Genomic DNA, 20,353 nt, shown 5'->3' with positions numbered 1-20,353 from the left:
TCTCGAGCTTGAAAGAGTACTATGACTTCTGCTGACTTCTGACTGCTCAGCTATCTATCACTAGATAGGTTACCAAGGTTACTTGGCGTGCCAGCCAGACCTCCCCGGGTAAGAGTGTAATCTTTCCTTCCATCCATCTGCTTCATTTACTCTGTATCACCTTCGGCAGAAAGGGCTTTGTTTTGTCATGCAAACTCACCCAGTGATACCTAGCCTCATATGAAGTTCGTGTTCCTCAGACCGGAAGTTTGCCGCTCGCTTCCTTCAGATTCCGCGTCACCACGGACACCCTTGCGTTAAGCTAACTGCTACTTCTGCCTTCGCAGCTCGGGACTTTCACCCTATAGATTACACCCATGCCGGGCGCACATGCAAAAAAGGAATGTGATCACACATTCCTTACCTGACCTATTAAAAATTATCTAATGCCGTTCCATGTATATCTTCCAACCTATGAGGCGGACATACGATAAGCTTCCCTTTTATAACCTCTTCCTTCATCTCATTAACAGCAGTCACATGAATGGTCACTGTATGTTTCTCAAGATTTACATCAGTCACTTCTAACAATAACTCTATCATCGCATAATGATAAACAGGTTTACTAAACTCAATTTCTTGGCTAAGTATGTGTGTACCGGGCCCCGGCAAATATTTTGAAATAGCTGAAGTTATCATTCCAGTTAGCATGATACTTGGGACAATTGGTTTTTTAAAGGGGGTTTGTGATGCATAGTCATGCTGGATATATAACGGATTCGCATCATCGGTTAAACCTAAATAAAGAAGGAGATCCTTATCCTCAACTTTTTCCGTTACCGATAATTTCTCACCAACACTGATTTCTTCAATTCTTCTGCCGATCTTTCTCTTTTTTCCTAAAAGCATTACTGGAACCTCCTTTTTGAAAGCGATTTCAGAAACGGATAGAGAAATTCGGAGACCCACGGGACCCCGAACTCCTAACATTGTATTAAACTAATACATTCATAACGTTGCGTACAGATTGAACTGATTTATCGAGTGCAGCTTTTTCCTCTGGAGTAAGGTCAAGCTCAATTACTTTTTCTATACCGTTTGCACCAAGGATGGTTGGTACCCCAAGATAAATACCTTCATACCCATACTCTCCCTCTAGGTAGGCGATGGCTGGTAATACACGACGCTGATCCTTAAGAATAGCTTCACACATTTCTACTAAGGAAGCTGCAGGGGCATAGTATGCGCTGCCGTTACCTAAAAGACTAACGATTTCGCCGCCTCCTTTTCTTGTACGTTCAACAATCGCCTCTAAACGGTCTTTTGGAATTAATTTTTCTAGTGGAATCCCACCAGCGTATGAATATCGAACAAGTGGAACCATTTCATCCCCGTGGCCGCCCAAAACGAAGCCGGTAATATCTTTCACAGAGAGGTTTAACTCTTGAGCAACAAATGTACGGAAACGCGCAGTGTCAAGAACACCTGATTGACCGATGACGCGGTTTTTAGGGAAGCCGGACTCTTTATATACTGTGTACGTCATGGCATCAACTGGATTAGTTAATACAAGAATCGTACAGTTAGGAGAATATTTTACAACTTCCTGCGTGACCGCTTTCATCACCTTTTGGTTAGTTTGCACTAAGTCATCACGGCTCATGCCTGGCTTACGTGCTATACCTGCTGTGATTACAACGATATCAGAGTCCTTTGTGTCTTCATAATTGGATGTACCAATGATATTGGCATCAAATCCCTGAACCGGGCTAGCTTCTAGCATATCCAGTGCTTTACCCTTTGTAGGATTTTCCATTTGAGGAATATCAACTAGAACAATATCTCCAAGCTCTTTCTGGGCAAGCAGGAATGCAGTCGTAGCACCGGTGAAACCGCCGCCAATCACAGAAATTTTCTTGCGTTTTAAAGACATTTTTGCTCTCCCCTTTATGAATGAAATTTAAATTCAAGGGGCTGTTAACAAACAGCCCTCATGATCTCAAAAAGTACTTATTCCATGTTCTTAATTAATTCATCTGCAAATTCAGAAGTTTTTACTTCTGTTGCACCATCCATTAAACGGGCAAAGTCGTAAGTTACCACTTTAGACGAAATGGTTTTCTCCATTGCCTTAATGATCAAGCTAGCTGCTTCATTCCAGCCTAAATGCTCAAGCATTAAAACACCGGAAAGGATGACAGAAGAAGGGTTTACCTTATCTAAACCAGCATACTTAGGTGCTGTACCATGTGTCGCTTCAAAAATTGCATGTCCTGTTTCATAGTTGATGTTAGCACCAGGTGCGATACCAATTCCACCTACTTGTGCTGCTAGTGCGTCAGAGATATAATCACCGTTTAGGTTCATCGTTGCAACTACATCAAACTCACGTGGACGAGTCAGGATTTGCTGTAGGAAGATATCAGCTATTGCATCTTTAATAATGATTTTACCGGCTGCTTCTGCTTCAGCCTGTGCTTTGTTTGCCGCTTCTGTACCTTGTTCCTCCTTGATACGGTCATATTGAGCCCAAGTGAATACTTTATCGCCGAACTCTCTTTCAGCAAGCTCATATCCCCAGTTCTTAAACGCACCTTCAGTAAATTTCATGATATTCCCTTTATGAACAAGAGTAACAGATTTACGTCCTTCTTTAATAGCATAATTAATAGCCGCACGAACTAAACGATGTGTGCCTTCTTCAGAAACAGGCTTAATTCCGATACCGGAAGTTTCAGGGAATCTAATTTTCTTAACTCCCATTTCATTTTGCAGGAAGTTAATAACTTTCTTAACTGCTTCTGAGCCTTTTTCATATTCAATACCTGCATAAATGTCTTCAGTATTTTCACGGAAAATAACCATATCTGTGTCTTGCGGACGCTTAACTGGGGAAGGTACTCCTTCAAACCATCTTACTGGACGCAAGCACACAAAAAGATCTAATTCTTGGCGTAACGCAACGTTTAATGAACGAATTCCTCCACCAACTGGAGTCGTTAATGGACCTTTGATAGCAATCAAATATTCTCTAATTACATCTAGAGTTTCTTGAGGAAGCCATTCACCAGTTTGATTGAACGCTTTCTCACCAGCCAAAACTTCTTTCCAAACGAGCTTACGCTCTCCCTTGTACGCCTTTTCAACCGCAGCATCCAATACGCGGTTAGCAGCTGCCCAAATATCAGGACCTGTACCGTCTCCTTCAATGAACGGAATAATAGGATTGTTTGGAACGTTTAATACACCATTTGTAACCGTGATTTTTTCGCCTTGCATGTTGTTCTCCCTCCTAGACTATGTAAACAAATAAAATAAAAATATGATATTGTACTTTGATAAAGGTTAGAGGGGATTACCCCTAACCTTTCACACACAATTCTATTGAACCAATTTTTCGAAAAAAAGTAAAATATTAAACTCTTTGCTCTATTGGGATATATTTTTGCTTTACTGGACCCGTGTATTCTGCTCTTGGACGGATTAAACGATTGTTATCATATTGTTCTAAAATATGAGCTAGCCATCCAGATACACGACTTACCGCAAAGATTGGCGTCATTAAGTCATGGTCAATGCCAAGGCTGTGGTATACAGAAGCAGAATAAAAATCAACATTTGGTGGCAGTTTCTTTTCACCTGTCACAATGCTTTCAATTTTAACGGACATATCATACCAATGTGGCTCACCAGTTAATTCAGTTAATTTTTTGGACATTTTCTTTAAATGCTTGGCACGAGGATCCCCTTGACGGTAAACTCGGTGACCAAAGCCCATAATTTTTTCTTTCTTTTGAAGCTTGCCGTAAATATATGGCTCAACATTTTCGAGCGTGCCAATTTCGGTAAGCATCTTCATTACCGCTTCATTTGCACCTCCGTGTAGAGGTCCTTTTAATGCACCGATTGCAGCAGTAATACCAGAATATACATCCGATAAAGTAGCAACACAAACACGTGCTGTGAATGTAGAAGCATTCAATTCATGGTCGGCATGTAAGACCAAAGCTTTATCAATTGCTTCTACTGCAATTTGATCAGGTTCTTTCCCTGAAAGCATATAAAGGAAATTAGCCGCAAAGCTTAAATCTTGTCTTGGTTCAACTGGTTCAAGACCCTTTCTTACACGTGCAAACGCAGCAACTATTGAAGGCATTTTCGCTTGGAGGCGGATAGCCTTTCGATAATTGGCTTCAGGATCCATGGCATCTGCTTCTTTGTCGTACAACCCTAATAAAGATACTGCAGAACGAAGCGCAGCCATTGGATGAACTTCTTTGATCGGGTACATTTTAAAATGTTCAATTACTTCCTTAGGAAGTGAGGCATTTTCTGCCAGCTGCTTTTTTAATTCCGCTAGTTGTTCCGCATTAGGAAGTTTGCGATGCCATAAGAGATAAATCACTTCTTCAAAGCTTGCATTTTCAGCTAAATCATCAATGTTATACCCAACGTAAGTAAGGGTATCATCAATGATTGAACTGATTGAAGATGTTGTTGCTACAATCCCTTCAAGACCGCGTGTTACTGTCATAATAAATCTCTCCTTTGCTTTCTAAATTTCCCCACTACCCTTTTTCTTAATAAACTTAAAAAATAGAAAACTAGTTTTCTATCTAGGATTGGATGAAAGGGTTAAAATATTCAGATAAAAATAATAATATTTTAATGTTTGTACACTGACTGAGCGATTGCTCGCCAATCGGCACAAACAACATGTATGCCCTTTCATTCAATGGAATGAATGAATTTACAACGAATCCCGTATGCCAATAGGATTGTAATAAATAACTATACACTTAAGCCTATTATAAACAATAATCAGACTTTTGTGAACGAAAAGAGAATGAAAATAATAAAAAAATATTATTTTAAAAAAAATCTTAATAGAAAAGCGAAAGCGCCCTGGTCAGCGGCGTATAGCCTCCTCCCATAAGCTATTGCTTACGGTCGTGCGATGTGGATGCTGCCGAAGCCTTCCTTGTGGAGACTCTCCAACTGAGATAAAGGAAACACGAAGAACCGAAGGTGATTCGATGTTGACTTATCGTAGGGCGGAGACCGAAGGATACTAGCCGCTAGGGCGCTGGAGCTAGACAGTTCTCGAAGTCTTTTAGATATTTTCTTATCTTTTCGGAAAAGAGAAAGTCCCCTGCTCAGCGGCGTATGGCTTGGAGGTCTCCAACTGAGATATAGAAAACACGAAGTGCCGGAGGCGATTCGATGTTGACTTATCGTAGGGCGGAGAGCGAAAGACACTAGCCGCTAGGGCACTGGAGCTAGACAGTTCTCAAAGTCTACAATAGATTTTCTTATCTTATACGAAAAGCGAAAGCGCCCTGGTCAGCGGCGTATAGCCTCCTCCCAAAAGCTATCGCTTTCGGTCGTGCGAGTGGATGCTGCCGAAGCCTTCCTTGTGGAGACTCTCCAACTGAGATATAGGAAACACGAGGAGCGTGAGCGATTCGATGTTGACTTATCGTAGGGCGGAGACCGAAGGATACTAGCCGCTAGGGCGCTGGAGTTAGACAGTTATCGAAGTCAAAAATATTATCTCTTCTAATCGGAAAAGCGGAAGCCCCCTGCTCAGCGGCGTATGTCTTCCTCCCAAAAGCTATCGCTTTCGGTCGTGTGATGGGGATGCTGCCGGGGCCTTCCTTGTGGAGATTTTCCAACTGAGATAATGGAAACACGAAAGACGAAGGCGATTCGATGTTAACTTAATGAAGGGCAGAGAGCGAAGGCGTCTCGCCGCTAGGGGGCTGGAGCTAGACAGTTCTCGAAGTTGGAGATATATTTTCTTATTAAGTAAATTGGAAATGATCTAGGCAGCAGTGTATGTCCTCCCCCAAAAAGTTATCACTTTCAATTGAGGTGATGCTGCCATATCCTTCCTTGTATAGCTCTCCAATTGAGATAAAAGAAACACGAGGATACATGAGGCGACCTAAGATCTTTGACGGTGAGCAAAGGAGATTAGACGTTATGGCACTTCAACATTCTTATCTTATAAAAAATCCAATCATTTTCATACTGGCATAAGCAATACCAGCCCCTATTAATGGTCCTACCGCCACTCCTTTGAAAATCGAAACCGATAAGATTGTACCCAGTACTAATGCTGTTGTAATTTGTGGATCCTTCGCCAGAAGTGTCACTCCTCCCTTTGCCAAGAGTGCTACTGCCATACCAGAAACCAATGCAACCCATGCATAGGGAGATTTAAAAGCTGCTGTCAAGTCTTTAAAACCAATTTCTCCACTTGCAATCGGTGCAAGGACCGCAATAGTAATGACGATTACCCCCCAATTGATCCCTTTCGTTTGAATTAAAGAAAATAATTTGGAATCTATATTAAATACTTTTAAGACTAATAACACTGCTATAGCAATCATTAACGAATTGTTCTTAGCAAAAAAACCAATCACAAGTAGTAACAAAAGAAATAAAACAGATTCATTAAACATTTTTATCCAACTTTCTATATTAAACTATATTTCCATAACAACAGCTAAACAAATCATAATATAAGATTCAGGTTTACAACTCTGAAACTTTTCACTGTTTAGTGCGTATGAAAATACGTAACAAATACAGATGAATATTAGGCGTATTGTCTAATAAAATGATAAACTATATCTAATTACTTTCAATGATAGGAGGTTGACCATTGAATTCTAAGTATTTATACAGGATTATTCGTTTTATATTTGTCGTCGGTGCAATAATCCTGGGCCTTTACGCTTTTTATTTAATTTCAAAGGTGACATACCCATTTTTAATCGGATTTGCCATTGCATTCTTCATTAACCCGCTAGTAAATCTATTGGAGAATAAGGCAAAAATGCCGCGTATACTTGCGGTTTTTGTTGCACTCATCCTTATATTTGCCATCTTTGCCGGTTTAATTACTCTGTTAGTGGTTGAGATTGTCTCCGGTGCAAATTACTTGGCAAAAGTTATTCCCCAGCACTTGAACACATTTATCACTTATTTGGAAGATTACTTTACAAATTTGTACAATCAATTAACTAGGATGTTTAATAAGCTTGATGCAGGACAACAGGATACGATAATTGCCAATATCCAAGATATAGGGCAAACGATCGGATCAACGGTCGGCAACTTTATACAAAATTTCTTTGGGAACATTCCACTTATCTTATCTTGGTTCCCAAATGCTGCAACTGTCCTTATTTTCTCATTATTGGCCACGTTTTTCATCAGTAAAGATTGGTACCGGCTATCAAACTTGGGGAACAAGATATTACCAGCAAAAGCAAGAACTAGTGGCAAGACCGTCTTCGCGGATTTAAAAAAGGCATTATTTGGGTTTATTAAAGCACAGGTGACTCTCATCTCCATTACAACGGTTATCATTTTAATTGGTTTACTAATCTTAAGAGTAGATTATGCGATTACCATTGCCCTTTTGACAGGTGTTGTAGATATCATCCCTTATCTAGGGACTGGAGCTGTATTTGTTCCTTGGATCATTTATGAAGTAATTAGCGGTGATATAGGCCTGGCGATCGGTCTTGGTGTTCTTTATGTGATTGTTTTAGTTCAAAGGCAGATTATGGAACCAAAAATTCTTTCATCCAACATTGGGCTTGACCCATTAGCTACCCTCATTGCTCTGTTTGTCGGATTTAAATTGATTGGATTTTTAGGATTAATCATTGGCCCCGTAACCCTTGTAATCATCACCACCCTTTATCGTACCAATGTCTTTCATGACCTTTGGACTTTTATTAAAGGAAAAGAAATTTAAATCAAAAAACGTCAACCTTCAATGAGGTTGACGTTTTTTGATTATAGCACACTTGCGTGACCGTTATATATGATTCCTCGCGTTGCATCAACTGTGACTTCTTGTCCATCTTTCATTAGCTCTAGAGCATTTTCTACTCCAACAATTACCGGAATCCCAAGGTTCAGACCAACAACAGCCGCATGACTTGTTAATCCACCTTCTTGTGTAATGAGTGCTGCGCATTTTTCAATGGCAGGCATCATTTCCTTGTCAGAACCAATAGTAACAAGAATAGAACCAGGTTTTACTTTTTCCAAAGCTTCCTTGGCATCGCGAGCTATTACTACTTTACCGAATGCAGACTTTCGACCAATTCCTTGAGCTTTTGCAATGATATCTCCAACAATATGAATTTTCATTAAATTGGTTGTACCAGCTTCACCAACAGGTACTCCCGCTGTGATTACAACTAAATCACCATGCTTGACGATACCACTATTTACACTTTCTTCAACCGCAATTTCCAACATTTCATCTGTTGTTGAAGCATATCTACCAAGCTTAGGATATACACCCCAAACTAGGGATAATCGGCGACACACTACTTCGTTTGCTGTTACACCAACAATCGCTGCCTTTGGACGGTATTTTGAAATCATTCTTGCCGTATGTCCGCTTTCTGTTGGTGCGATAATGGATTTTACATCTAAGTTTAATGCAGTGTGAGCAACAGACAGTCCGATCGCATCTGTCACATTGTGCTCCATGTTCTTACTGCGGTTAGATAAAATTTCTTTATGGTTTAATGCCTGTTCCGCTCTTAATGCAATGTTATGCATAGTTTGGACGGCTTCCACTGGATACAGTCCGGCAGCAGTTTCACCAGATAGCATAATGGCATCGGTCCCATCAAAAATGGCATTCGCCACATCACTTGCTTCAGCACGGGTAGGTCTTGGATTTCGCTGCATGGAATCAAGCATTTGAGTAGCCGTAATAACAGGTTTTCCATATGCATTACATTTCTTAATTAACATTTTTTGCACAAGCGGTACTTCTTCAGCTGGAATTTCAACCCCAAGGTCACCGCGAGCAACCATTAAACCGTCAGAAACCTCTAAGATTTCATCAATATTATCCACGCCCTCCTGGTTTTCAATTTTAGGAATGATGTGGATATGGGTAGCATTGTTTTCTTCCAAAAGTTGGCGAATTTCCAATACATCTTTCGCGCGACGAACAAAAGATGCCGCAATAAAATCAATCCCTTGTTCAATTCCAAATAGAATATCTTTTTTATCCTTTTCGGTAATCCCTGGTAAATTGACAGATACCCCAGGTACATTCACACCTTTTTTGTTTTTTAGTGTGCCGGTATTTAATATTTTGGTATGAATTTCATTAGCCGATTTGTCAATCTTTGTAACTTCAAGACCAATTAACCCGTCATCCAACAAAATTTTCGAACCAACTTGTACATCATCAATCAATCCAGGATATGTAACAGAGAATTTTTCTACGGTCCCTTCCACTTCGTTCATCGAAATAATAATATTTTCTCCAGCCTTAAGCTCAATGGCTCCATTTTGCATATTATGAGTTCTAATCTCAGGACCTTTTGTATCAAGTAATATAGCAACTGTTTTTCCAGCAATCCGTGCAGCTTCTCGAATGTTTTTAATACGGTTTCCATGTTCCGCAAAATCCCCATGGGAAAAATTCAAACGTGCTACGTTCATCCCAGACTGAATTAATTGGGTTAGCTTCTCTACACTTTCACTAGCAGGACCAATCGTACAAACAATTTTTGTTTTACGTAACATTTTTTTCCTCCTTTATAAAAATCCAATAAGCGCCTAAAAAAGGCGCTGTACCGAAAAGTTATCCAAACAGTATTCCGTTAAATAGATAATTCTTGCGAAAGTTTATATAGTTGAAGGTCTAATTTATGTTCTTTAGAAAGAGCTTCGATAATGTCATAGTCAACAAGACGATTATTTTCAATTCCTACAGCACGACCGCCTTTTCCTTCAATCAAAAGCTCTACAGCTCTTGCCCCTAACCTGCTTGCAAGCACACGGTCAGCAGCTGTTGGAGAGCCTCCACGTTGAATATGACCCAAAACGGACACTCTTGTATCTAAATTCGTTGCTTCTTTTAGCTGTTTCGCAAATTCAGTACCACTGCAAACTCCTTCAGCAACAATAATAATACTATGCTTTTTCCCACGTTCCTGCCCTTTACGCAGACGTTCAGCAATTTCATTCATATCATAATTTTCTTCAGGAATTAAAATCGTTTCCGCTCCCCCAGCAAGACCAGCCCAAAGAGCAATATCTCCTGCATCACGACCCATTACTTCAATAATAAAGGTTCTTTCATGGGAAGTGGCAGTATCACGGATTTTATCTATTGCCTCGATTACAGTATTCAATGCGGTATCAAAACCAATTGTTACATCGGTTCCAGGAATATCATTATCAATTGTTCCAGGAATTCCTACACAAGGAAACCCTTGTTCTGTTAAAGCTTTTGCACCTCTGTAAGAACCATCTCCACCAATAACAACTAGTCCTTCAATGCCATGAGCTTTTAAATTTTCGATACCTTTTTGACGTACTTCGGGATCTTTAAATTCCGGACAACGGGCAGAATGCAACATTGTTCCACCGCGATGGATAATATCCCCTACTGAACCGAGTTCAAGCTTTTTAATATTTCCGTTAATTAGTCCAGTATAGCCACCATAAATTCCGTAAACTTCGATATTGTGAAAAATTGCTTTTCGAACAACCGCACGAATCGCCGGGTTCATTCCCGGAGAGTCTCCGCCGCTTGTTAATACTCCAATTCTTTTCATGACGCTCACCTCATATTGAAATAAAACTTTTAAAATCTATGTAGATTTGAAGAACTAGAGCGAAAATATTTATAACCGTCTTAAAGTCCTTCTTTTATTATGAACATTAATCATTCGAATATTTATAAAATAACATGAAGAATCCTTCATAACAACTGTATCCTATCAACCTTTCAAATAGACGGAATAGTTTATTAACTGGAAGCGTTTCATTTGATGGGGAGAACGTTTTCTTTGAAACTTTAGTGAATTTTTTATGAACATTTTGTGAATCATGTTGGAAGGAATAAACAGGATATAGTAAAACGTGCCCATATGGACACGTTTTACGATCCGTAAATTAAACGCCAATAAACTCTTGAATTAACCCATACTCTCCGATCGTCCGGAAACGATTATATCGGTCGGTAATTAATTGTTCTTCTGATAAAGAAAGCAATTCTTTTAACGAATTCGTGAGAATGGCTTCAATTTCTTTTGACTGTTGTTTAACGTCCTTATGGGCTCCACCCCTGATTTCTGGAATAATATCATCAATTACCCCTAGTTCTTTTAAATCTGGAGCCGTTATTTTCATAGTTTCGGCCGCATTTTTGGCCTTCGATGCATCTTTCCACAAAATAGCTGCGGCTCCCTCTGGAGAAATAACAGAATAAGTAGAGTTCTCTAGCATATATATACGGTTTCCGACTCCCAATGCAAGTGCGCCACCGCTACCGCCTTCACCAATAACAATACAGATAATTGGTACTTTTAAACCTGCCATTTCAAAAAGGTTACGAGCAATTGCTTCACTTTGTCCACGCTCTTCAGCCGCTTTACCTGGGTAAGCACCTTTTGTATCTATAAAGCAAATAATCGGGCGGTTAAACTTATCCGCCTGTTTCATTAACCTTAATGCTTTTCGATACCCTTCTGGGTGAGGCATTCCAAAGTTTCTACGAATATTTTCCTTTGTATCTTTCCCTCTCTGATGACCGATCACTGTCACTGGTAGGCCTTTAAATTTGGCAATTCCACCGACGATCGCTTCATCATCAGCAAAAGTACGATCCCCGTGACATTCAAAAAAATCATCAAACAGGTTTGAAATATAATCTAAAGTTGTCGGTCTCATCGGATGGCGAGCTATTTGCACTCGGTCCCATGGTTTAATATTTTCGTAAATTTCTTTTTCAAGCTTTTCAAGCCGAATCTCCAATTTCTTAATTTCCGAGCTTAAATCAACATCCGCGTTTTGGGTAAACTCTTTTAATTCCATAATTTTTTTCCGAAGTTCAACAATTGGACGTTCAAATTCTAATTCTATTGCCATGCGAGTTCACCCCTTGGTTGATGAATATCGAGGATCAGTGTAATCTTCTCAGTCAACTCTAAACGAGAAATAATGGCATCCAATTGGCCATGTTTTAATAGAAATTCGGCTGTTTGAAAGTCTTCCGGCAGTTTCTCACGTATGGATTGCTCTATCACCCTTCGGCCGGCAAATCCAATTAACGCACCTGGTTCGGCTAAGTTATAATCCCCTAAGGAAGCAAAGCTTGCCGAAACACCTCCTGTTGTTGGGTGGGTCATAATTGAAATGATAAGTCCTCCATTATCACTAAATTTTTTCAATGCAACACTAGTTTTAGCCATCTGCATTAAACTTAAAGCCCCTTCCTGCATACGGGCACCGCCAGATGCAGTGAAAATGATAAAAGGAACAGAAAGCTCGTCTGCTTTTTCAATTGCACGAGTTATTTTCTCACCGACAACAGACCCCATGCTTCCCATTCGGAAAGAAGAATCCATAATGGCCACGACAATTTTAAATCCGCCCACCGTTCCGATTCCGGTTACAACTGCTTCATTTAATTTACTTTTTAATCGATCTTTTTCGAGCTTTTCTAGATAATCCGGAAAATTTAACGGATTTTTGGAAACCATATTTTCATTGATTTCCTGAAAACTACCTTCATCCAAAAAGCTTTCGATCCGTTCTTTAGCAGTCATTGGAAAATGATGCCCACAATGTAAACAAACTTTCATGTTTTTTATTAATTCTTTTGTATACATGATTTTCTTACATGTGGGACACTTAGTCATAATTCCTTCAGGAACATCATTTTTCGCCGCTTCGGTAGGAATGGTTGCATATTTTTTCTTTTTTGGTTGATTTTTTGTAAATAGATCTTTTAATGCCAAAAACCTAACCTCCTTGTTTGAACCTTTGGCAAATGGAAAGTTTCCCTCACACTCTACACAGCATTCTTTCTAACTGTTTTTCATCTCATACATCATTCATGTAATAAGTGGTCAGACCACTATAGAATGAAAAATGCCCGTCATCACCTGGGCTTGTACAAATTCCAATATAAATGAAGAAGCATTCAAATTCTGTTGATTTTTGTCGTTAAAGAACAGACAAATTTCGTAGTTTTTTATAAGCAGATAATAATGCCGCTTCATCCTTATTTGCCAATGCGTCCAGTAAATACTTATAATCTTGGATGTTAACGTCATACCGATTCGGAATTGGATCTAATGAATTATAAAACTCCTTTAATATAACCCAAATCCTTAAAAAAAGTTGGTTATTAGCGGCTTGGATAATTCGATAAAAAAATCCATCATCATGGAAATCTTCCGTTTTCATTAAGTATTGCTTTAATTTTAATAATTTTTCCTGATTCATTCTTTGAATTGCCAATTTGAGACAATCCATTTCAATATAGACTTTCGTTTCAAAAACATCGTTTTTTGCCTTTTCATCTTGTAAAATAAATGTACTAAGCAGTTGGACTAGTTGATTACCGCGAAAGTCGCGCAAAAACGTCCCTTCGCCTCTTCGCGTTTCAATTAACCCAAGTAATTCTAAGGATCTAAGCGCTTCTCTAACGGAAGAGCGCCCGGCATTCAGGCGCTCCGACAGTTCTCTTTCAGAGGGAATTTTGTCTCCCGATTTTAATCCATCTGCAGCGATCATGTCTCTTAGCTGCTTCACGATTTCCAAGTACACTTTTGTCTTCGACACTAATGAATTCACTCACTTTTACCAATTAGAGCGAGTCTCTTCGTTTTTTCCTTTACTTCCTCTGGATCTACCTTAATCCGAGCAACACCTGTTTCCATAGCTGCTTTCGCTACTGCAGCTGCTACATTAGGGGCAACCCTTGGATCAAATGGTGCTGGAATAACATAATCTGGACTTAATTCATCTTCACTAATTAAAGCAGCAATCGCTTCGACTGCCGCAATTTTCATTTTTTCATTGATATGGGTTGCGCGAACATCAAGCGCTCCGCGGAATATCCCAGGAAATGCAAGAACGTTATTTACCTGGTTTGGAAAATCAGAACGGCCTGTACCAACTACTTTAGCTCCGGCCTCTTTTGCCTCTTCCGGCATTATCTCTGGAACAGGATTTGCCATCGCAAAGATAATTGGATTGGGGTTCATTGACTTTATCATTTCTTTCGTGAGAGCACCGGCGACAGAAACACCGATGAAAACATCCGCACCTTTGATGACATCTGCAAGGCTTCCAGAAAGACATTCTCTATTTGTATATTTTGCTACCTCTGCCTTTACATCATTCATTCCAACAGGGCGACCTTCATAAATAGCCCCCTTTGTATCGCACATAATGATGTCGCGAACGCCATAGCTATATAAAAGCTTAATAATAGCAATCCCAGCAGCTCCTGCTCCATTAGCTACAACTTTTATTTCCGTCATTTTTCTGCCAGTCAGCTTTAATGCATTAACTAAACCGGCTACCGTTACAATGGCTGTTCCATGCTGGTCATCATGAAAAATAGGTATATTCGTTTCTTTTTTCAATCTTTCTTCAATAACAAAACAATTTGGAGCGGCAATATCTTCAAGATTTACCCCACCAAATGTCGGTTCAAGTAACTTAACCGTTTCAATGATTTTATCTACATCCGTTGTATTTAGACAAATAGGAAATGCATCGACACCTGCAAAGCTTTTAAATAATACGGCTTTTCCTTCCATTACAGGTAGAGCTGCTTCCGGTCCAATATTTCCCAGACCGAGAACTGCGGTTCCATCAGAGACAACCGCAACCATATTTCCTTTCATGGTGTAATCATACACGGTTTCCGGCTTTTCATAAATTTCTTTACAAGGCTCTGCCACACCCGGTGAATAAGCTAAGCTTAAATCATGCGCGTTTCTTACTGCTACCTTTGATTTCGACTCTAACTTCCCTTTATAAACTCGATGCATATGTAATGCTTCTTCACGTAAAGTCAAGGAATCTCACCTCTCAAATGAATAAAAAACACTTATTTTTCAACATCTAATTACTGGTGGTCAGACCACAAGTTGTCTATTTATCACTATAACATAACTTTGAAAGTTGTAAAGAATTAATCTTTCAGAACGACATTGGCAGGCCCTAATAATCTTCTTAAAGAATCAAGCAACATTATTGTCGGATTGACATTATGTTCTTGTCCCAATCTGACCGTTTTCTTCGTGGATTCATAATGAATAACAACCGCTGCACTACCTTTATTTTCCTTAAGCAATTGGTAAATTTGAACGAGTGATTTTTCATCCTGTTTTTCTTTTATAATCTTTAAATATAACACTTGTTGCTGAACTGGCGTAGACTTGATCCATTCTTCTAAATTTGAAGCACGCTGAATAATGAATTGTTTCTTTCCCTCACGTTCTTCCACCTTTCCCTCAAGCAGGGCAAACTTTCCTTGACCAATTAATTGAGAAGACCGTTTATATACATCAGGGAACGCTACGGCTTCCATTTCTCCGCTGGAATCAGAGATTGTTAAAAAGGCCATTGCCTCCCCTTTCTTAGTTCTAATTGTTTTCAATGTAGAAATATAAACTCCAACCGTAGTCCGAATTCCGCCTTTATTTAGATGAAATAAAGATTGAATACCTCTTTTCTTAAGATCCTTTTCAAAAATGGATATAGGATGGTTGGACAGATAAATACCAAGCGCTTCCTTTTCAAAAGAGAGCTTCATATCCATACTAATAGGATCTACCTGAACATATTTCGGTTTTGGAATTAGTTCTTCCTCAAATAAATCAATTTGATCTGATTCTTCTGTTTTAAATATTTGCGCATGTTCTATAGCCACATCTAAACTTGCTAATAGCACGGCTCGATCTTTGCCAAACTCATCAAAGCTTCCGGAATGAATCAAATATTCCAATGTTTTTCGATTAACAGCTTTTGATGAAACTCTTATACAGAAATCAAACAAATCTGTAAATCTTTTCTTTTTTCTTGCTTGAAAAATTTCTTTTAACGCAGCAGCCCCAACACCTCTGATTGCCGCTAGGCTGTAGCGTATGCCCCCCTTCTCCACTTGAAAGAAAAACTGGCTGTTGTTAATAGACGGAGGTAAAATAGTGATTTCCTTTTGCCTCGCTTCCATAATATATTGAGCGATTTTCGTTTCATTTCCTATCACTGAAGTAAGTAAGCCTGCCATAAAATGTTCAGGATAATTAGCTTTCAAATAGGCGAGTTGATACGATATCATACTGTAGGCAACCGCGTGGCTTCGGTTAAAACCATAATTGGCAAAGCGGACAATTAAGTCATAGATTTCATTGGCAAGTGTCTGACTATAGCCTTGTTTTAATGCCCCTTGTACAAAATGATTCCGTTCTTTATCAAGAATCTCTTTTTGTTTTTTTCCTACTGCCCGTCTTAATAAATCCGCTTCACCTAGTGAGAAGCCTGCCATGACAGAAGCAATTTGCATAATCTGCTCTTGATAGACGATGACCCCGTATGTATTATCTAGGATTGGTTTTAAGTCAGGATGAGGGTATTCCACCCTTTGACGGCCGTGTTTTCTATCAATAAAAAGCGGGATATTCTCCATCGGACCTGGCCGATATAATGCATTAACAGCAACGATATCTTCAAATCTTGATGGTTTTAAACGGGTTAATACTTTTCTCATACCTTCTGATTCCAATTGAAAAACACCCGTTGTCTCCCCCCTAGCTAATAGAGCATAGGTATTCGCATCATCTAATGGAATCGAACGAATGTCCAGCTTCTTACCCGTATTTCGATAAATAGAAGCTAATATGTTTTCAATCAATGATAAATTTCTAAGACCAAGAAAATCCATTTTTAGTAGTCCAATTTCTTCTAAATGCTCCATGGAGTATTGCGTTAAATAAATTCCGGCTGAGCCTTTCTGAATCGGAACTAATTCCACTAGTGGCATTTCGCTAAGTACAACGCCCGCTGCATGTGTGGAAGTGTGTCGTGGAAGCCCTTCTAGCTTTAGGGCCGTTTCAAATAGCCGGCGATTTAACGAAGACTCATGAACAAATTTGCGCAGATTTTCTGATTCCTTATACGCTTCTTGCAAATTAATTCCAGTACGGGATGGTATCATTCTTGATAAATAGTCCAATTCCTTCGTGTTGAGTCCGAAAACCCTGCCGACATCCCTTAGCGCTGCTTTTGCCGCGAGTGTCCCGAAAGTTGCTATCTGTGCCACATGAAGTTGTCCATACTTTTGGGCGACATAAGCAATAACTTCATCACGTCGATGATCAGGAAAATCGATATCAATATCAGGCATCGAGATTCGCTCAGGGTTTAAAAACCGTTCAAAGAGAAGGTTATGTTTGATAGGATCAACATCCGTAATATACAGGACATATGAAACTAGGGAGCCTGCAGCAGATCCTCTTCCGGGACCTGTCAAAATTCCATTATCACGAGCATATCTCATAAAATCCCAAACAATTAAAAAATAATCACTAAACTTCATCCTTTTGATGATGTCCAGTTCATAGAGCAAACGATCTACATATTCCTTGCTAGGACTCCCCAAACGCTCTTTTAACCCTTTTTTGCATAGCTCTTGGAGATAATCATCGGCCGATATATTATTTTCCGTTGGAAAAGAAGGTAAGAAAGTCTTATTTAATTCAATTGTTAAATTACAGCGATTTGCAATAAAAAGGGTATTTTCTAGTGCTTCAGGAACATCTGAAAGGCTTTCGACCATTTCTGCCGCAGTCTTCAGATAAAATTGATCACTACCTAATTTTTCTCGATGATCATCCTGCAGTTTATCACCATTTTTAATTGCGAGTAGACATTCATGGACAAAGGTATCTTCTCTTTCTAAATAATGGACAGTATTCGTCGCTACCAAAGGAATACCCATTTCTTTTGAGAGCATGATGAATTCATCTCTAATTTGTTTTTCTTGTTGGAGGTGATGGTTTTGAATAGCTAAATAAAAATTTCCTTTTCCGAAAATCTGAAGGAATTTCAGAATTAACTCTTTGGCAGAATCCCTCTGGCCGTTTAAAAGGAACTGTTCAATTTCTCCCTCAATCCCCGGTGTCAAGGCAATCAGTCCTTCTGAATAATGTTTTAGCCATTTCATAGGAATTCCGTTTTCCGCCTTTGTTTGGACAGAACTGGATATTTTTAACAGATTTTTAAATCCCTTATTATTTTCAGCCAATAAGACAAGTGGATGCGAATTCTTTTCCGATTTCTCGCTTGCCACATCCACAGTCAGCCCAATGATCGGTTTAATATTTTGCTTTTTGCATAACTTATAGAACTCGATTGTACCGTACATAACGTTACGATCCGTTAAAGCTAAAGTGTTAAAACCTTTTGAACGGGCGGTTTCAATTAATTCAGGGATAGAGACGGTACTCGTCAACAAGCTATAAGCACTATATACATGAAGGTGAATAAAAGACATATCGTCACACCCTTAATTTACATTTCTCAATTTCTATTATAGAACCTGTAGGAAAAAAAGGAAAATATGTTCTCATATTCATTGAACATATTTAGATTAGGTTGTCTATATAAATAGTAGAAAGGATTTCAGTTTGTAAAGGCGGTTATTGGAAATGAAAGAACTCGGCTTTTTTCCGACGTTTATAGAAAGCTATTTCATTGCTTTGGGTGTGGTACTTGGTGGGTCACTCATCGGGGGAATTTCCTCCTTCTTAACCGGACAGCCTCCGCTAACTTCTGTATACCGCCTGTCTTCGGCATTAAGAATTTGGGCCATCGTCGCAGCCATTGGCGGTACCTTTGATACGGTATATACGTTTGAACGCGGCTTCCTAAATGCAGATACAAAAGATCTGTTTAAACAATTTTTATTAATTCTTGCAGCTCTTGGCGGGGCCCAGACCGGTGCACTCATTATTAACTGGCTGACCCAGGAGCATATTGCCTCATGAGACTTCCACCATATTACCGAAACCCCGCCTGGCAGCGTTTTATTGCAGGGTTGGCAGTTGGAGGTGCAATCAGCTGGTGCATTTTTTTATATATTTTTGGAGTTTGGCAGGAAGATTACTCAAAATTAATTCTGAAACAACAAAAAGATATTGAAGAGTATAAGGAAGAAATTAAAATTTGGCAGAAAGATTATGAAGAATTAAATAATAAAAACCAGGAAAAGATGACCGTGCAAAAAATTAACATTCGAATAACGAATTGGGAAAAATATAAACTGGATCAATTTAGTGTTTTTCAAACAGAGGAATCAGTTAAAGATGACATAAAAATGGTGCTTGCTAAAGATTTAGAAACTGTTTCGAAAACAAAAGATCTAATAACTAAAATAATTGAAAACAAACCGATAAAAATAAATAATAAGCGATATAAATTAGAGGTTAAAGAATTAGTGATTTATACTACACTCACAATAAACTTAGAAATCCATTTTGATGAGTAAAAGACGGCCGTGATTAGGCCGTCTCTTTTTACTTACACACAGCATGTAGCTCTCTTAAAACATCATTCACTTCGTCCCATGAATAAATAGACGCACCTGATGCCAGCGGATGGCCTCCGCCATTAAACTTCCTTGCAACCGTATTAATCACAGGCCCCTTTGAACGCAGTCGAACCCTAATTTGATCGTCTTCCTCTATGAAAAAGACCCAAGCTTTGATTCCCTTGACATCGCTCAAAATTCCGACCAAAAGTGAAGCCTCTGCTGGTCTTGCGTTATATTCCTCCAGCAGTTCTTTCGTTAACGTAACACATCCGACTCCATTCTCCTGGAGTTCAAAGTTCTGAAGAATATACCCTTTTAACTTTATAATATTCGGTGGTAGCTCATACATTTTGTTAAATAGTTCAGGGCGAGAGAAATTATAATGAATTAATTCACCCGCATAAGAAAATGTTTTTTCGGTCGTACTAGGGAAAAGAAATCTCCCCGTATCCCCAACAATACCAGCAAATAGCAGTCTTGCTGCTTCATCATTCATTTTCAAACCATGTTCTTTTCCATATAAATAGAATTCATAAATCATCTCACTACAGGAACTAGCATCGGTATCAACCCACAATAAATCCCCATAGGGATCCTCATTTGGATGATGGTCAATTTTAATTAGCATATCTCCCAAAGAATAGCGCTTATCACAAATTCTTTCAGCGTTTGCGGTATCACATACGATTACTAAAGCCCCTTTATATACTTCATCTTCAATAGTATCAAGCCGACGCATGTAATGTAAGGTAGGTTCCTCTTGCCCCACTGCATAGATATTTTTTTCCGGAAATGATTCCTTTAAGATAGCAGCTAATCCTCCTTGTGAGCCATAGGCATCTGGATCCGGCCGAACATGACGATGAATGATAATGGTTTCATATTGTTTTATTTTTTCTAGTATTTTCTCTTTCATAGGCTCTCCTTTTTCAGACTTAATAAAATTACCGAGTGGCTTTTTCCCTCAAATACAGGTAA

General features: G+C 39.1%; 16 protein-coding genes. 3 read left to right on the top strand and 13 right to left on the bottom strand.

Annotation, left to right across the window (positions count from 1 at the left end; translation table 11 throughout):
* Positions 1–411 precede the first annotated feature (411 nt).
* The 5 genes from GZA11_RS10705 to GZA11_RS10685 all read right to left on the bottom strand — a co-directional run bounded on the left by GZA11_RS10705 (position 412) and on the right by GZA11_RS10685 (position 6,446).
* Positions 412–888, bottom strand: coding sequence for a MaoC/PaaZ C-terminal domain-containing protein (locus GZA11_RS10705; RefSeq protein WP_163183790.1), 477 nt, complete (start codon positions 886–888; stop codon positions 412–414).
* An 85-nt stretch (positions 889–973) separates the two neighbouring features.
* A complete protein-coding gene (gene mdh / locus GZA11_RS10700; protein WP_038536667.1) occupies positions 974–1,912 on the bottom strand; it encodes a malate dehydrogenase in 939 nt (312 codons plus the stop codon).
* A gap of 77 nt (positions 1,913–1,989) precedes the next feature.
* Positions 1,990–3,258, bottom strand: a complete 1,269-nt coding sequence (gene icd / locus GZA11_RS10695; protein ID WP_038536669.1) for an NADP-dependent isocitrate dehydrogenase — start codon at positions 3,256–3,258, stop codon at positions 1,990–1,992.
* A gap of 136 nt (positions 3,259–3,394) precedes the next feature.
* A complete protein-coding gene (gene citZ, locus GZA11_RS10690; RefSeq protein WP_038536670.1) occupies positions 3,395–4,513 on the bottom strand; it encodes a citrate synthase in 1,119 nt (372 codons plus the stop codon).
* A 1,468-nt stretch (positions 4,514–5,981) separates the two neighbouring features.
* Positions 5,982–6,446, bottom strand: coding sequence for a DUF441 domain-containing protein (locus tag GZA11_RS10685; protein WP_038536672.1), 465 nt, complete (start codon positions 6,444–6,446; stop codon positions 5,982–5,984).
* A 203-nt stretch (positions 6,447–6,649) separates the two neighbouring features.
* Between GZA11_RS10685 and ytvI the strand changes: the two genes are divergently transcribed.
* Positions 6,650–7,753: a sporulation integral membrane protein YtvI gene (ytvI, locus tag GZA11_RS10680; protein WP_163183788.1), complete on the top strand. Its 1,104-nt coding sequence runs from the start codon at positions 6,650–6,652 to the stop codon at positions 7,751–7,753.
* 41 nt (positions 7,754–7,794) lie between these two features.
* Here ytvI and pyk read toward each other — a convergent pair whose 3' ends face one another.
* From pyk to dnaE, 7 genes are all read right to left on the bottom strand, one after another.
* Positions 7,795–9,558 carry a pyruvate kinase gene (pyk, locus tag GZA11_RS10675; protein WP_163183787.1) on the bottom strand — a complete coding sequence of 588 codons (1,764 nt, stop codon included), beginning with the start codon at positions 9,556–9,558 and terminating at the stop codon, positions 7,795–7,797.
* A 77-nt stretch (positions 9,559–9,635) separates the two neighbouring features.
* Positions 9,636–10,595 carry a 6-phosphofructokinase gene (gene pfkA / locus GZA11_RS10670; protein WP_038536676.1) on the bottom strand — a complete coding sequence of 320 codons (960 nt, stop codon included), beginning with the start codon at positions 10,593–10,595 and terminating at the stop codon, positions 9,636–9,638.
* Between the two features lie 340 nt (positions 10,596–10,935).
* A complete protein-coding gene (accA, locus tag GZA11_RS10665; protein WP_038536678.1) occupies positions 10,936–11,910 on the bottom strand; it encodes an acetyl-CoA carboxylase carboxyl transferase subunit alpha in 975 nt (324 codons plus the stop codon).
* A complete protein-coding gene (gene accD, locus GZA11_RS10660) occupies positions 11,901–12,782 on the bottom strand; it encodes an acetyl-CoA carboxylase, carboxyltransferase subunit beta (protein ID WP_038536680.1) in 882 nt (293 codons plus the stop codon). The genes accA and accD overlap by 10 nt, the downstream gene beginning before the upstream one ends.
* Positions 12,783–12,990: 208 nt before the next feature.
* Positions 12,991–13,611, bottom strand: coding sequence for a FadR/GntR family transcriptional regulator (locus GZA11_RS10655; protein ID WP_268926769.1), 621 nt, complete (start codon positions 13,609–13,611; stop codon positions 12,991–12,993).
* An 8-nt stretch (positions 13,612–13,619) separates the two neighbouring features.
* Positions 13,620–14,858: an NAD(P)-dependent malic enzyme gene (locus GZA11_RS10650; RefSeq protein WP_163183785.1), complete on the bottom strand. Its 1,239-nt coding sequence runs from the start codon at positions 14,856–14,858 to the stop codon at positions 13,620–13,622.
* Between the two features lie 116 nt (positions 14,859–14,974).
* Complete coding sequence (gene dnaE / locus GZA11_RS10645; protein ID WP_163183783.1) at positions 14,975–18,337, bottom strand: DNA polymerase III subunit alpha; 3,363 nt, start codon at positions 18,335–18,337, stop codon at positions 14,975–14,977.
* 154 nt (positions 18,338–18,491) lie between these two features.
* Here dnaE and GZA11_RS10640 point away from each other — a divergent pair, with 154 nt between their 5' ends.
* Together GZA11_RS10640 and ytrI are read left to right on the top strand one after the other, a co-directional pair.
* Entirely contained in the window at positions 18,492–18,830 is a 339-nt protein-coding gene (locus GZA11_RS10640; RefSeq protein ID WP_038536685.1) for a YtrH family sporulation protein, read from the top strand.
* Positions 18,827–19,330, top strand: coding sequence for a sporulation membrane protein YtrI (ytrI, locus tag GZA11_RS10635; protein WP_163183781.1), 504 nt, complete (start codon positions 18,827–18,829; stop codon positions 19,328–19,330). The genes GZA11_RS10640 and ytrI overlap by 4 nt, the downstream gene beginning before the upstream one ends.
* A 28-nt stretch (positions 19,331–19,358) precedes the next feature.
* Here ytrI and GZA11_RS10630 read toward each other — a convergent pair whose 3' ends face one another.
* Entirely contained in the window at positions 19,359–20,291 is a 933-nt protein-coding gene (locus tag GZA11_RS10630) for a DHH family phosphoesterase (RefSeq protein WP_163183779.1), read from the bottom strand.
* Positions 20,292–20,353: the final 62 nt, after the last annotated feature.

The organism is Neobacillus sedimentimangrovi, assembly GCF_010614825.1.
Classification (GTDB): Bacteria; Bacillota; Bacilli; order Bacillales; family Cytobacillaceae; genus Neobacillus; species Neobacillus thermocopriae.
This window is presented reverse-complemented; position numbering and strand designations above follow the sequence as displayed.